The 14,481-nt window shown below is 67.3% G+C and carries 13 protein-coding genes and 1 tRNA gene; 8 read left to right on the top strand and 6 right to left on the bottom strand.

Annotated elements, in window-relative coordinates; translation table 11 throughout:
* Positions 1-2 precede the first annotated feature (2 nt).
* The 3 genes from ACODTB_RS11355 to ACODTB_RS11345 form a co-directional block, all read right to left on the bottom strand.
* Entirely contained in the window at positions 3-605 is a 603-nt protein-coding gene (locus ACODTB_RS11355; RefSeq protein WP_291112228.1) for a peptidylprolyl isomerase, read from the bottom strand.
* Positions 605-2,005, bottom strand: coding sequence for a L,D-transpeptidase family protein (locus tag ACODTB_RS11350; RefSeq protein WP_488929344.1), 1,401 nt, complete (start codon positions 2,003-2,005; stop codon positions 605-607). Before ACODTB_RS11350 ends, ACODTB_RS11355 begins: the two co-directional genes overlap by 1 nt.
* Positions 2,006-2,088: 83 nt before the next feature.
* Positions 2,089-3,108, bottom strand: coding sequence for a tetratricopeptide repeat protein (locus ACODTB_RS11345; protein WP_291112233.1), 1,020 nt, complete (start codon positions 3,106-3,108; stop codon positions 2,089-2,091).
* 341 nt (positions 3,109-3,449) lie between these two features.
* Here ACODTB_RS11345 and cysS point away from each other — a divergent pair, with 341 nt between their 5' ends.
* The 8 genes from cysS to ACODTB_RS11305 all read left to right on the top strand — a co-directional run bounded on the left by cysS (position 3,450) and on the right by ACODTB_RS11305 (position 11,841).
* Positions 3,450-4,835: a cysteine--tRNA ligase gene (cysS, locus tag ACODTB_RS11340; protein WP_291112236.1), complete on the top strand. Its 1,386-nt coding sequence runs from the start codon at positions 3,450-3,452 to the stop codon at positions 4,833-4,835.
* Positions 4,835-5,485: a DNA-3-methyladenine glycosylase family protein gene (locus ACODTB_RS11335; RefSeq protein WP_291112237.1), complete on the top strand. Its 651-nt coding sequence runs from the start codon at positions 4,835-4,837 to the stop codon at positions 5,483-5,485. Before cysS ends, ACODTB_RS11335 begins: the two co-directional genes overlap by 1 nt.
* Before the next feature lie 52 nt (positions 5,486-5,537).
* Positions 5,538-6,524 (top strand): acetyl-CoA carboxylase carboxyltransferase subunit alpha, encoded by a 987-nt coding sequence (locus ACODTB_RS11330; protein WP_382324119.1) that lies wholly within the window; start codon positions 5,538-5,540, stop codon positions 6,522-6,524.
* Positions 6,525-6,615: 91 nt separating this feature from the next.
* Positions 6,616-7,506 (top strand): tRNA lysidine(34) synthetase TilS, encoded by an 891-nt coding sequence (gene tilS, locus ACODTB_RS11325; RefSeq protein ID WP_291112431.1) that lies wholly within the window; start codon positions 6,616-6,618, stop codon positions 7,504-7,506.
* A gap of 92 nt (positions 7,507-7,598) precedes the next feature.
* Positions 7,599-8,879: an aspartate kinase gene (locus tag ACODTB_RS11320; protein WP_291112242.1), complete on the top strand. Its 1,281-nt coding sequence runs from the start codon at positions 7,599-7,601 to the stop codon at positions 8,877-8,879.
* A gap of 53 nt (positions 8,880-8,932) precedes the next feature.
* Positions 8,933-9,025: transfer RNA gene (locus tag ACODTB_RS11315), tRNA-Ser, on the top strand.
* Between the two features lie 121 nt (positions 9,026-9,146).
* The gene (locus tag ACODTB_RS11310; protein WP_291112245.1) at positions 9,147-10,898 is read left to right on the top strand and encodes a tetratricopeptide repeat protein; all 1,752 of its coding nucleotides are present in this window, start codon (positions 9,147-9,149) and stop codon (positions 10,896-10,898) included.
* A 28-nt stretch (positions 10,899-10,926) separates the two neighbouring features.
* Positions 10,927-11,841: a DMT family transporter gene (locus ACODTB_RS11305; protein WP_291112248.1), complete on the top strand. Its 915-nt coding sequence runs from the start codon at positions 10,927-10,929 to the stop codon at positions 11,839-11,841.
* A gap of 3 nt (positions 11,842-11,844) precedes the next feature.
* Here the strand turns inward: ACODTB_RS11305 and ACODTB_RS11300 are convergent, their stop codons facing one another.
* From ACODTB_RS11300 to ACODTB_RS11290, 3 genes are read right to left on the bottom strand one after another with little or no spacing between them, the layout of a single operon-like run.
* On the bottom strand, positions 11,845-12,303 hold the full coding sequence (locus ACODTB_RS11300) for an RNA-binding S4 domain-containing protein (protein WP_291112250.1): 459 nt from the start codon (positions 12,301-12,303) through the stop codon (positions 11,845-11,847).
* Positions 12,300-13,691: a sensor histidine kinase gene (locus tag ACODTB_RS11295; RefSeq protein ID WP_291112433.1), complete on the bottom strand. Its 1,392-nt coding sequence runs from the start codon at positions 13,689-13,691 to the stop codon at positions 12,300-12,302. Before ACODTB_RS11295 ends, ACODTB_RS11300 begins: the two co-directional genes overlap by 4 nt.
* 56 nt (positions 13,692-13,747) lie before the next feature.
* A complete protein-coding gene (locus ACODTB_RS11290) occupies positions 13,748-14,422 on the bottom strand; it encodes a response regulator transcription factor (RefSeq protein WP_291112252.1) in 675 nt (224 codons plus the stop codon).
* Positions 14,423-14,481 lie beyond the last annotated feature (59 nt).

Here is a 14,481-nt window from a genome sequence, read left to right as displayed (position 1 = left end):
GGTCATTTCTCCAGGGTGGCTTTGAGGATGGTGATGGGGGTTTTGGGCACGTTCTGGTGCATGCCCTGGTCGCCGACGGGCACGGCGCGGATCTTGTCCACGACATCCAGTCCCGCCACGACCTTGCCGAAGACGGTGTAACCGTAGCCGTCGGGGCTGGGGGCGTTCAGGTTCGGGTTGTTCACGGTGTTGATGAAGAACTGCGACGTGGCCGAATTGGGGTTGGAGGTGCGTGCCATCGCGATGGCACCTCGGTCGTTCTTCAGGCCGTTGGTGGCTTCCAGCGGAATCGGCGCCTTGGTGGGCTTTTGCTGCAGGTCGGGCGTGAAACCGCCGCCCTGGATCATGAAGTTGCTCATCACCCGGTGGAACACCGTGCCGTCGTAGTGCTGGTCGCGCACGTACTGCAGGAAGTTCTCTACCGTCTTCGGGGCCTTGTCGGGGTACAGCTCGACCACGATGTCGCCCTGGGACGTGGCCAGCTTCACGCGGGGCGCGGCGGTGGCCTGGGCCTGGGCGGCCAGAGGCAGCAGGGCGGCGCCGGCCGCCAGGGCCGTGAGCCAGAGGGCCGCGCGTCGGCGCAGGGGCAAAGAAGACAGTGTCATCAGATCGTTCCTTCAAAAAAGATGGTCCAGCGGTCTTGCTCGCGCACCCAGTACTGGCGTTTGGTGACCCCTCGGCTCTGGCCCGCGGCCACTTCACCGAAGGTGACGACCATGGTGTCGTCCTGGTCGCGCCAGCGCAGCACCGACAGGTCCTTCATCTGCAGCTCGCGCGAGCCATTGGCCCGCAGCTCGCTTTCGACGCGGGGCCACCATTGGGCCAGATCGCGGCCCTGGTTCATGAACCGGTTGGAATAAAACGTTTTGAGTTCGGCGAGGTGGCCCGCACTGCGGGTCTGCCGCCAGGCTTCCAGCACGGCTTCGAACTGCGTCCGGTCGCTGGCCAGGGTTTCGGGCTGCACCCATTGCAGCGAGGGCGCGATCACCACCGGCGTGGTGCGGATCTGCACCGTGCCCAGCAGGCGCTGCAGGTCGGGGTTGGACAGCACCACGCAGCCGTCGGATGCTTGCGGCGCGCGCACGAACTGCTCGGTGGGCGTACCGTGCAGCCAGATGCCGCTGCCGGTCTTGCCGCGCTGCACATCGAGCGCATTGGGGTAGTTGATCGGCAGGGCACCCACGCCATACAGGTCGGGCAGGTCCGCCGGGTTGAGGGTGCTGGTGATGTAGTAGACGCCCAGGGGGGTGCGCTTGTCGCCCTCCGCGGTCTTTTCGATACCCGAGAGGCCGACCGAAATGTAGAAATCGCCCAACAGTTTCAGGCGCGGCGCGCGATCGGCTTCGCTGGCGCTGCCACGGGCCGGGTTCAGGTTTTCGAACAGGTAGAGGCGGGAGCGCGAGGCATCGATCGCGATCGCATGGCGGCTCTGTGGGGCGAGGGTGAGGAACTGCGTTGGCACGGCCCCTTCGGGCGGGCGCTCGGTCAGCGCCAGCAGCCGGCGGCGCGATTCCTCGCGCAGGGCGGTGAGCTGTGTCGACGCGGCCATGGCCTGCGTGTCGGGCACGTCGCCGAGCCGGCGCACCGGGCGGGTCTGCTGGCTGAGCAGGTCACCGTGCACAAGGTGGGCCAGCTGGAAATTGGGGTGGTCGCGCACCAGGCTCTCGGCCTGTTTCAGGGCCTCCCGGTGTTGCGCGTTCCCGATGAGCTGGTAGATCTCGATCAGACGGGCCTCGGCCCGACCCATCATGGGTTTGACCTGCTGGAGCTGTTCGCCTGTGAGGCTCACGGGCGTCAGACCTGAGGGGGGCGGACTGGCCGTCCCCTGGACCGCATCCTGCACGCGGGTGAGGGCGCTGTTGATCAGTGAGACGGCAGGGGCCTCGCTGACCGGCTCGGCGACGGTGTTGGCGTCGGCCGTCTGGCGCTTGTGCAGCGACAGAGCGAGCAGGGCGGCCACCGCCACGGCCGTGGCGACCACGAGCGTGCGATGTCTCGGTGTCACGCGTTGAGCGTTGTCTGGCCCCGGCCCCAGCAGCTCGGTCGTGAGGCTGGCATGGCCCCGTTGCGCGAACCGCCGACTGACCATCAAGAGCCCGTGGATTCCCGAACGATCAGCCAGCGGTTGCCGCTCTTGACCAGATCCAGCGTCTTGCGGCTGGTGACGTTCAGGTTGTCGGAGGTGTAGTCCTGGCGAAAGCGCGCCGAAGCGCGGTCGCCGTTGACCGTGACGTTGAGGTCGTTGATGCCGACGCCGATGCGTGAGCGGGGTTCGATGCGCGAGCGGCGCTCGGCCTCCCAGGCGGCGCGCGACTGGCCGCCCGGTGGCGTGAACGCGGGGCCGTAGGCACCCAGGTAGGCGGACACGTTCTTCGAGGACCAGGCTTTGGCCCATGCGGCCACAGCCGCTTCCACGTCAACCTGGGCATCGGCGGCGGCCGGGGCGGGTGCTGCCGCAGCGGCGGGCGCCGCAGGGGCCGGCGCAGCCGCGACGGGAGGCTTCGCGGCGGGCGGTGTGGCCACCGGAGCCGATGGAGCCGATGGAGCCGTCGGGGGCGCGGCGGCGACGGAGGTGGCCGGGCGGGCACCGCGCGGATCGGCCGCGAAAAGGTTGCGAATCAGGCTCAGCTTGGGTGCGACAGCGGGATTGTTCGAATCGAGTTGCAGCGCCTTGCTGTAGGCCTGGCTGGCCAGCTTGGCATAGACGTCGCCCAGGTTTTCGTGGGCGGTGGCGTAGCTCGGATTCGTGCGGATCGCCATTTCGAGCGCGGCGCGGGCCTTGTCGAACTGGCTCTGGCCGGCGTACAGCACAGCCAGGTTGTTGTAGGGCTCGGGCAGCTCCGGGTAGTCTTCCGTGAGCTTGGCGAAGGTGGCAATTGCATCGGTCGACTTGCCGCTCTCGGTCTGGATCACACCCTTGAGGAAACGCATCTGCGGATCGCGTGGCTTGCCCACCAGGTATTGGTCCACCTTGACCAGGGCTTCGTTGAGCTGGCCGGCACGCACCAGCCGGTTGACCTCGGCATAGTCGTCGCCTTGCGCCCAGGCCAGCGAGGTGCCGAGGCTGGCGGCGGTCAGGGCCACGAGGGCCAGTTGGCGCAGTCGCATGGAAAAGCCGTTTCTGGTGATGATGGAGGACGATGGGCCGCTGCAGTGGGGGTGTGATGGAACGTGGCGAGACATGGCACCTCGAAAACAAACCTGGGCTCCCTCTCATGAAGGGGCCAGTGACACGTTGATCGAATGCCCGGCGGCGTGCTGTGGAGTGTCACCGGGCTGGATATACTGACACCGATGGATTGTATCTGAGGGGTCCCGTTCCGACGGTTGCGCCAGACCGCATGGAACGCCGACGGGCCCGCTCTTCGGATGGTGCCACGCACGGCCTGTGGAAGCCCCGTTTTTCACCCTCCGGCAGCCATCCGGAATCCCGTTCCCGTTCCCGTTCCATGACCCTGAAAATCTACAACACCTTGTCGCGCCGACTGGAGGACTTCCAGCCCATTGAGCCTGGGCATGTGCGCATGTACGTCTGCGGCATGACGATCTACGACCTGTGCCACATCGGCCATGCCCGCATGATGATGGCCTTCGATGTGGTGCAGCGCTGGCTCAAGGTCAGCGGCCTGCGCGTCACCTACGTGCGCAACATCACCGACATCGACGACAAGATCATCAAGCGCGCGCTCGAGCGCGGCATCACGCTGCGCGCGTTGACCGACGAGATGACCGCCGCCATGCACCAGGACATCGGCGCACTGGGCATTGAACCCCCCAGCCTCGAACCCCGGGCCACCGAGTACGTGCCCCAGATGCTGTCATTGATCGAGACCCTGCGCGGCAAGGGCCTGGCGTACCAGGCCGACAACGGTGATGTGAACTACGCGGTGCGCAAGTTCCCTGGCTACGGCAAGCTCTCCGGCAAATCGCTCGACGACCTGCGCGCGGGCGAGCGCGTGGCGGTGGCCAGCGACAAGAACGATCCGCTGGACTTCGTGCTCTGGAAATCGGCCAAGCCCGACGAGCCGGCCGAAGCCAAGTGGGACAGCGCCTATGGCTCGGGCCGGCCGGGCTGGCACATCGAGTGCTCGGCCATGAGCTGCAGCACCCTGGGCGAGACCTTCGACATCCATGGGGGTGGGGCCGACCTGCAGTTCCCGCACCACGAAAACGAGATCGCGCAGAGCGAAGGCGCCACCGGCAAACCGCTGGCGCGCTTCTGGGTGCACAACGGTTTCGTGCGGGTCGACAACGAGAAGATGTCCAAGAGCCTGGGCAACTTCTTCACCATCCGCGAGGTGCTGGCGAAGTACGACCCCGAGACCGTGCGCTTCTTCATCCTGCGGGCGCACTACCGCAGCGCGTTGAACTACAGCGATGCCCACCTGGACGACGCCCGGGGTGCGCTCAAGCGCCTGTACACCGCGCTGTCGCACGTGCCACCGGCGGCTTCCACGCAGATCGACTGGTCTCAACCGCACGCTCAGCGCTTCCGCGCGGCCATGGACGAAGACTTCGGCACGCCCGAGGCCGTTGCCGTGTTGTTCGAACTGGCGGGCGAAGTCAACCGGAGCAAGGACGCGGCATTGGCCGGCCTGCTGCGCGCCCTGGGCGGCACGCTGGGCCTGCTGCAGGCCGACCCGGCCACCTACCTGCAGGGCGGTGGGGCCGAAGGCGGGCTGGACGAGGCGGCCATTCTGGCCCTGATCGCCCAACGCAGCGCGGCCAAGCAGGCCAAGGATTTCGCTGGGGCCGATCGCATCCGGCAGCAGCTGCTGGACCAGGGCATCGTGCTCAAGGACAGCCCCACGGGCACCACCTGGGAGCGCAACTGATGGCCACCACCGTCCTGCCCGAGCTCAACGCTGAGGCGCCTGGCTATTGGGTGGATGCCTGTCGCCATCTCATGAAGCGCGACCGGGTGATGAAGAAGCTCATCCCCCAGCACGGAAGCGCCTGCCTGCAGTCGCGCGGAGATGCCTTCGTCACGCTGGCGCGCAGCATCGTCGGCCAGCAGATCTCGGTGAAGGCGGCCCAGTCGGTGTGGGACCGCTTCGAGCAGTTGCCCCGGAAGATGGTGCCCGCCCAGGTGCTCAAGCTGAAGGTGGACGACATGCGCGCGGCCGGCCTGTCGGCCCGCAAGGTCGAGTACCTGGTGGACCTGGCCCTGCACTTTGCCAACGACCAAGTCCACGTGAGCCAATGGGCCGACATGGACGACGAGGCCATCATTGCCGAGCTGGTGGCCATTCGTGGCATTGGCCGATGGACGGCCGAGATGTTCCTGATCTTCCACCTGATGCGGCCCAACGTACTACCCCTGGACGACCTTGGTTTGCAGAATGGCATCAGCCTGGCGTATTTTTCGGGCGAACCGGTCAGCCGCAGCGAGATCCGGGAGGTGGCGAACTCCTGGGCACCGTTCTGCAGCGTGGCAACTTGGTATATTTGGCGGTCGCTCGATCCGCTGCCGGTCAGTTACTGAGCGCACCGGCTTCGCCGGGACGTCGTTGCAAACAAGACCAAAGGAGCACACCTTGGCCAAAAAGAATTTTCTCGATTTCGAGCAACCGATTGCCGAGCTCGAAACCAAGATCGAAGAACTGCGTTATGTGCAGACCGAATCCGCGGTGGACATCTCCGAAGAGATTGAACAGCTGGCTGGCAAGAGCCTGCAGCTCACCAAGGACATCTACAGCAACCTCACGCCGTGGCAGATCACCAAGATCGCCCGCCACGCCGACCGCCCCTATACGCTGGACTACGTGCGCGAGATCTTCACGCATTTCCAGGAGTTGCATGGCGATCGGCACTTCTCGGACGACCTGAGCATCGTGGGTGGTCTGGCGCGCTTCAACGGCCAGCCCTGCATGGTGCTGGGCCACCAGAAGGGGCGCGACACGAAAGAGCGCGGCCTGCGCAACTTCGGCATGACCAAGCCCGAAGGCTACCGCAAGGCACTGCGCCTCATGAAGCTGGCCGAGAAGTTCAAGTTGCCGGTCTTCACCTTCGTGGACACGCCGGGCGCCTACCCCGGCATCGATGCCGAAGAGCGCGGCCAGTCCGAAGCGATCGGCCGCAACATCTTCGAGATGGCGCAGCTGGAAGTGCCCATCATCTCCACCATCATTGGTGAAGGCGGCTCCGGCGGCGCGCTGGCCATTTCGGTGGCCGACCAGGTGCTCATGCTGCAGTACTCGGTGTACTCGGTCATCAGCCCCGAAGGTTGCGCCTCCATCCTCTGGAAGACCAGCGACCGCGCCAGCGATGCCGCCGATGCCCTGGGTATCACCGCGCACCGCCTCAAGGCGCTGGGCCTGGTGGACAAGATCGTCAACGAGCCCGTGGGTGGCGCGCACCGCGACCACAAGCAGATGGCCGCCTTCCTCAAGCGCGCCCTGGGCGACGCCTGGCGCCAGGTGACGGACCTCAAGGCCAAGGAGCTGCTCGATCGGCGCTACGCGCGCCTCAACAGCTACGGCCGCTTCACCGACACCAAGGCCGAGAGCAAGGACAAGCGCTGAGGTGAATGCCTCGCCAACCCCGGCCAACCCCTGCGATCGGGCGTTGGCCGCGTGGTGCGAGCGCTGGGGCTTTCTGCCGCCAGACGGACCCATGGCGGTGGCCTTCAGTGCCGGTGCCGATTCCACGGCCTTGTTGTTTGCGGCGCATCGGCGTTGGCCGGGCCAGGTGATCGCCTTGCATGTGAATCACGGTTTGCAGGCGGCGGCCGACTCCTTTCAGAACCACGCCCAGGCGTTTTGCGCTCTGCACGGCATCGTGTTGCGCGCCGAGCGTGTGCAGGCTGTGCATGCGCCGGGCGATAGCCCGGAAGACGCCGCCCGCCAAGCCCGTTACACCGCCCTGGCGCGCATGGCCGAAGAGGCCGGTGCGGCCTGTGTGCTGCTGGGCCAGCACGCGGACGACCAGGCCGAAACCGTCTTGCTCGCGCTCAGCCGGGGTGCGGGCCTGCCGGGGCTGGCTGCCATGGGCGAGCGCTTCGAGCGCCACGGCCAGGTGTTTGGCCGGCCCTTGCTCGACGTGCCGTCCACCGCCTTGCGCGCCTGGCTGGCGTCCGCTGGTCACGCCTTTGTGGACGATCCCAGCAACGCCGACCAGCGCTTCACGCGCAACCGCATCCGTGCGGTGCTGATGCCCGCGTGGGAGGCCTGTTTTCCCGGCTTTCGGCCCATGCTCGCGCGCAGCGCGGCCCACGCCGCCCAGGGGCAGCGGCTGCTCGACGACCTGGCCCGCATCGATCTCGCGCAGGTGGGCACGCCTCCCGCGATCGCGAGGCTGCAAGCGCTGTCGCGCGACCGCCAGGCCAACGTGCTTCGCCACTGGTTGCGCGCCGAAGCGAACGTGGCCGCCAGCGCGGCCCAGCTGGACGAACTGCTCGATCAGATCGCGGCCTGCACCACGCGCGGCCACCGCATCCGCCTCAAGGTGGCCAGCGGCTTGGTCACTCGCGAGGGTGGGGATCTGCGTTTCGTGGCGCCGATATAATTCCCGGTTGCCCTCAACGGCCCTTTGGGGCCTGGCATGCCGCGTGGAACACCGGTTGCGCGGCCGCAATCAACCCAATCCAATCCCTCCCGATGGCCTTGATAGTTCACAAGTACGGCGGCACCTCCATGGGGTCGACCGAGCGCATCCGCAATGTGGCCCGACGCGTCGCCAAATGGCACCGTGCCGGCCACCAGCTCGTCGTGGTGCCCAGCGCCATGAGCGGTGAAACCAACCGCCTGCTCGGCCTGGCCAAGGAGCTGGCCCCGGGCAAGACCGACAGCGCCTACAACCGCGAACTCGACATGCTCGCCGCCACCGGCGAGCAGGCCTCGTCGGCCCTGTTGGCGATCGCGTTGCAAGCCGAGGGCATTGGCTCGGTGAGCTATGCCGGCTGGCAGGTGCCGATCAAGACCAACAGCTCCTTCACCAAGGCGCGCATCGAATCGATCGACGACGCGCGCATCCGCGCCGATCTGGCCGCCAGCAAGGTGGTCATCGTCACCGGTTTCCAGGGCGTGGACCCCGAAGGCCACATCACCACGCTGGGCCGTGGCGGCAGCGATACCTCTGCCGTGGCCGTGGCCGCGGCGCTCAAGGCGGCCGAGTGCCTGATCTACACCGACGTGGACGGCGTGTACACGACCGACCCGCGCGTGGTGCCCGAAGCACGTCGCCTTCAGCGCGTGAGCTTCGAGGAAATGCTGGAGATGGCCAGCATGGGCAGCAAGGTGCTGCAGATCCGTTCGGTGGAATTCGCCGGCAAGTACAAGGTGCCCCTGCGCGTGCTCTCCAGCTTCACGCCCTGGGACATCGACCTGAATGAAGAAGCCGCCTCCGGCACCCTGATCACTTTTGAGGAAGACGAAGACATGGAACAAGCCGTCGTTTCCGGCATTGCCTTCAACCGCGACGAAGCCAAGATTTCGGTGCTCGGCGTGCCCGACACCCCCGGCATCGCCTACCAGATCCTGGGTGCGGTGGCCCACGCCAACATCGAGGTCGATGTGATCATCCAGAACCTGAGCAAGGACGGCAAGACCGACTTCAGCTTCACGGTGCACCGCAACGAATTCCAGAAGACGCTGGACCTGCTCAAGACCAAGGTCGTGCCCGCGCTGGGTGCGGCCGAGGTGGTGGGCGATGCGCGCATCTGCAAGGTGAGCATCGTCGGCATCGGCATGCGCAGCCACGTCGGCGTGGCCAGCCGCATGTTCAAGTGCCTGAGCGTGGAGGGCATCAACATCCAGATGATCTCCACCTCCGAAATCAAGACCTCGGTGGTCATCGACGAGAAATACATGGAGCTGGCCGTGCGTTCGCTGCACCGCGAGTTCGATCTCGACCAGACCGCCGACACCATCACCGGTTGAACCCTCCACCAGAGGGAAATGCCTCCTGAGTTGAGGCATAATACGCAGCTTCCGGAGCGATGACCGAGTGGCCGAAGGTGCTCCCCTGCTAAGGGAGTATGGGGTGTAGAGCCTCATCGAGGGTTCGAATCCCTCTCGCTCCGCCAGTTATGCCAGGCGCCCCAGACGCGGGCTTCTGAACACCAAGCCCCACCGCCCATGGCCGTGGGGCTTTTTCACGTCCCGCCGCGTGGCGGCCGTGGCCGTTTTGATCGTCAAGGAGCCGCGATGAACGCTTCCCTCGCGCCCGCCCAGCAGATGCAGCTGGCGGTGCACTACCACTCGCAGGGCCTGCTGGATTCGGCCCGCTCGCTGTACGAAGGCGTGCTCAAGCAGTTCCCGACCGAATTCGCGGTGCTGTACCACCTGGGCCTGCTGGAGTCGCAGGCCGGCCATCCCGAGCGGGCGGCGGGCTACTTCGGCCGTGCGGTGCAGTCCTCGCCGCAGAATGCCGACGCGCTGAACAACCTGGCGTTCACGTTGCAGCAGCTGGGCCGCGACACCGAGGCACTGGCCACGTATGAGCAGGCAAGGGCGCTGCTGCCCGACGATGCGGACATCGCCATCAACCTCGGCCTGCTGCACAAGAAGCTGCAGCGCTTGCCCGAGGCCCTGGCCTGCTTCGATCGGGCCTTGCAGGCCCATCCGGCGCACACCGCGCTGCTGTGCAACCACGGCAATGTATTGCAACGCCTGGGACGCCAGCCGGAGGCGCTGACCAGCTACGAGCGGGCGCTGGCGGTCGAGCCCGACAACCCCGTGGTGCTGTGCAACCTCAGCAACGCGCTCAACGAACTGGCCCGCTACGACGAGGCCCTGGCCCGCGCCGAGCGCGCCACCGAGGCGCACCCGAAACACGCCCAGGCCTGGGTGGAGCGCGGCAATGCGCTCAAGCAGCTGGGCCGCATCCCCGAGGCGGTGGCCAGTTGCGAGAAGGCCATCGCGCTGGATCCGGCCATGGTCCAGGCGCACACCAACCTGGCGGCCACGGTGCTCAGCGACAGCGTGGACACGCCCCGCGTCATCGCCGCCGGCCGCAGGAGCCTCGAGGTGTTCCTTCAGAGCGCGTACCGCGCGCCGGCCTTGCGGCACGCGGGTCTGGCGCTCAGTGCCTTCCGCCTCAAACACGATGTGCAGCAGGCGCAGTGGCTGCAGGCACACGGCCACGCCGTGCCCGGCCTGGCGCCGTTTCTCAAGACCGGCAGTGCGCTGCTGCAACAGGCGAAAGATCTGCCACCCGGCGGCACGCTGCGCGCCTCGGTCAAGGAACTGGCGAGCCTGCAGGAGTTTCTGGCCACGCCCTGGCTGCATGCCATGCCCGATGCCATGCCCGACGTGCTCAACCCGGAGAACGACTGGCTCGCGCTGGAAGAGGCCTACTTGGCGGGCACGCCCGAAATCCTGACCATCGACCACTTCCTGTCCGAGCCGGCGCTCAAGGCCTTTCAGGACTTTGCCCACGCCTCGCGCGTGTGGCACGGTGAGTACGCCAACAGCTACCTGGGGGCCTTCGCCAACCGGGGCTTCAACAGCCCGCTGCACCTGCAGCTCGCGCGCGAGCTCAAGCAACGCATGCCCCGCGTGTTCAAGGACTACCTGCTGACCCAGCTCTGGGGTTTCAAGTACGAGCCGGCCGTGACGCGCGGCATCAACGTGCACGCCGACTTCGCCAAGGTCAACCTGAACTTCTGGATCGCACCGAGCGAACACAACCTCGATCCCGAGAGCGGCGGCCTCAAGGTGTACGACGTGCCGGCGCCGGCCGACTGGACCTTCGAGCAGTACAACGCAGACAGTGCCCGCATCTACGAATTCCTGGCGCAACACAAGGCGGGTTGCGTGACGGTGCCGCACCGCTGCAACCGCGCGGTGCTGTTCAACTCGGCGTTGTTCCACGAGACCGACACCATCCGCTTCGTGGACCGATACGAAGCCCGGCGGGTCAACATGACCTACCTGTTCGGCCAGCAGTTGCGATAGCAAGCAAGGCCTGACCGACAATCGAGGCATGACGTCCTCCGCCCATTCTCCTGCGGCCCTGAGCCGCGCCGCCTTCGCCACCCTGTTGCTCATCGCGTTCATGATGGGCGCCAACCACGTCGCCGCGCGGCTCGCATTCGACCACGGCGTGAGCGTGGCCACGGCCGTGGCCTTTCGCAGCAGCGTGACGGCGCTGGTGGTCGCGGCCATCCTGCTGGTCTACCGCGTGCCCATGCGCCTTCAGGCGCGGCATCGCAAGGCCTTGCCCGCGATCGGCCTGCTGGTGGGTGTGCAAAGCCTGTGCCTGTACGCCGCCGTGGCGCGCCTGCCCGTGGCGCTGGCGCTGCTCGCGTTCAACACCTACCCCTTGTGGACGGCGCTCTGGGCGCGCCTGGTCTACGGCCAGCGGCCGCAGCCGCGCGTGCTGAAGGCCATGCCGGTGATGCTCCTCGGTCTGGCGCTCGCGCTCGACGTGTTCGGCGCGGCATCGGGCCTGGGGGCCTCGGGCCATTGGGCGCAGATCGGTGTGGGCGTGGCGTTCGCGCTGGCCGCGGCCGCCACCTTCGGCATGGCGCTGGTGTTGACGCAGCACGAAACCAGTGAACTCGATGGCCGGCTGCGCACGGCCACCACCATGGCCATCGTTGCCGTGATGGCGATGATCGCGGCCACCGCGCAGGGCGGCCTGTCCCTTCCCGCGGCGCCCACGGGCTGGTGGGGCCTGCTGGGCCTGACCTTCCTCTACGGCACCGCCTTCACGATCATGTTCACCGTGCTGCCCAGGCTCGGGGTGGTGGGCAATTCGGCCATCATGAACATCGAACCCATCTTTGCGCTGGTGCTGGCCTGGGCGATCCTGGGGCAGTCCATCGCCGCCGTTCAGGTGGTGGGCGGCCTGGTGGTGGTGGCCACAGTGATGTGGCTGGGCCTGCGAAAGGCTTAGGCCTTACTCCTCGTCGTCGAGCGAGGCGCTCCAGCGCTCGTTCCATTCCCCGCGCGGCGGCGCATCGCGCAGGTCCTCGAGCTGGCGCCGGTCGCGTTTGGTGGGTCGGCCCATTGGCTGGCTGTGGGCCGGCTCGGGCGCCAGGCGCCGCTGCTCGGCGGCCTGGCTGCGCTGCAGGAGCGAGGCCGCGGTTTCTTCGTAGAGCAGGGCGGCCACCGGCGCGGGGCCGCGAACGCCGCTCAGGCCCTTTACAACCAGGGTGCGCGTGTCCGGCCCGATGCGCAGCTCCAGGGTGTCGCCCGGTTTCACGTCGCGCGAGGGTTTGACCGGCAGGCCGTTGAGCCGCACATGGCCCTTGTCGATGGCTTCGCTGCTCAGGCTTCGGGTTTTGTAGAAGCGCGCGGCCCAGAGCCATTTGTCCAGGCGGACCTTGCCGGTGGCGTTGTCGGTGTCAGGTTTCATGAAGGGCTGGCCGGTGTGGCCATGGGCAGGCGCACGATCGCTTCCAGCCCGATGACCTGCCCCTGGTGGGTCCGGTTGTTGAGTTCGATGCGGCCGTCCAGAGACAGCACGATTTCCCGGCAGATCGCCAGACCCAGGCCTGAGCCCGACACGCCGGGCGCATGCTGCTGGTCGGTGACGAAGGGCTGGAACAGGCGTTCGCGCAGCGCGGGCGAGATGCCGGGGCCTTCGTCGCGCACGGTGAGCGCAGCGGTTTGCAGGTCCACCACCAGCACCACCGACAGGCTGGAGCCCGTGGGTGTGTTCTTGATCGCGTTGTGCAGCAGGTTGCGGCTGAGCTCGCGCAAGGCCCATTCGTGCGCCTGCACTGGCGCGACCTGGGTGTCGATCGAGAAGTCGATCGAACGCTCCGCAATCAGCGCCGAGAGGTCCAGCGCCACCGCGCGCACCACCTGGGACCAGTCGATCACGGGCGGCTTGCCATCCTGGCGCAACTGCTCCACCTTGGCCAGCGCCAGCATCTGGTTGGCCAGCTCCGTGGCGCGCTCGACCGTGTGGCCGATCTCCTCCAGCGCCTGCTGGGGCGGCACATCGCCGCGCCGCGCCGATTGCACCTGGGTTTTCAGCACCGCCAGAGGCGTGCGCAACTGGTGCGAGGTGTCGCGAACGAAGCGCTTCTGGTGTTCCAGCAGGTGCGAGAGCCGTTGCATGTGCTGGTTGGTGGCGTCCAGCAGCGGCAGCAGTTCGCGCGGCGCGCCTTCGGTGGACAGCGGCGAGAGGTCGTTCTCGCTGCGCATGCCCAGCGCCTGGCTGAGCGCGCGCACCGGGCGCGTGGCGCGCTGCACCACGAAGACCACCACGAGCGCGATCACCACCACCAGCGCGGCCTGCCGCCACAGCGTGTCGAGCAGGATCTGCCGTGCCAGCGTCTCGCGCAGCTCCAGCGTTTCCGCCACCTGGATGGTGGCCATGCCTTGCTCGTACACACCGGACACCGGTTGCAGCAGCACCGCCATGCGCACCGGCACGCCACGGTACTCGTCGTCGTAGAAGTTGACCAGGGCGGCGTAGAGGTTCTTCTGCGGGATGTCGCGGCGCCAGTCGGGCATGTCGCGAAAGCCCGAGACCATCTCGCCCTTGAGGCCGCTCACGCGGTAGAAGATGCGGCTGCGGTTGTCGGCCTCGAAGGCCTCGAGCGCCGAGTAGAGCAGGGTGGATTCGACCCGCACCTCGTCGCCCGCGCCGGTCACCCGCAGCTGTTCGCCGAGCGACTTCGCGGTGGCCAGCAGGGTGCGGTCGTAGGCGGTGTCGGCGGCGTCGAGCGCCTGCCGATACAGCACGACGGTGTTGACGATCACGAACGCGAACACCGGCAGCAGGATGCCCATGAGCAGCGTGCGGCGCAGCGACACCGCTCGCGGGCGTGGGGTCTCGGCGGCGGGGTTCACGCCGTGGCCTTCAGCAGATAACCCAGGCCGCGCAACGTGACCAGTTGCGCGCCGGTGTGGGCGATCTTCTTGCGCAGGCGGTAGGCCACCACCTCGATGGCCTCTGGCTGCACCTGGCTCTCGCCCGGGAACACAAGCTCGAACAGCCGCTCCTTGGCGATGGCATGGCCCGGCTTGCCCAGCAGGGCCTGCAGCAGCGCCAGTTCGCGCGGGGCGAGCTCCATCGGGCGGCCATCGAAGTAGACCGCGCCGCTGTCCTTCTCCACGTGCATGCCGCACCACACCGGCCCACGCGCGGCCTGGTCGGCGTTGCCGGAGCGCCGCACCAGGGCCCGCACTCGGGCTTCGAGTTCGTCGAGGTCGAAGGGCTTGGGCATGTAGTCGTCGGCGCCCGTGTTCAGTCCGAGGATGCGGTCGCCCACCGTGCCGCGCGCGGTCAGCACGATCACCGGGGTGCTCAGGCCGGCGGCGCGCGCCTGGCTCAACACCTCCAGCCCGTCCACGCCGGGCAGGCTCAGGTCGAGCAGCACCGCATCGGGCAGGCTGGCCTGCCAGAGCGCCAGGGCACGGGCGCCGTCTTCGCAACCCAGCACCTGCATGCCACGCCGCTCGAAGCTGCGCCGCAAGGTGGTCTGCATCGTGGCGTTGTCTTCGATCAGGAGCAGCTTCATGGCCTCCGATTATGGGCGGGGGGTGGATACCCGCCGGTCCGCGCCCGTGCCCGGCCTAG

The organism is Hydrogenophaga sp. FG152, assembly GCF_057809615.1.
The sequence above is the reverse complement of the archived record's forward strand: the minus strand, read 5'-3'. Positions and strand labels throughout refer to the sequence as shown.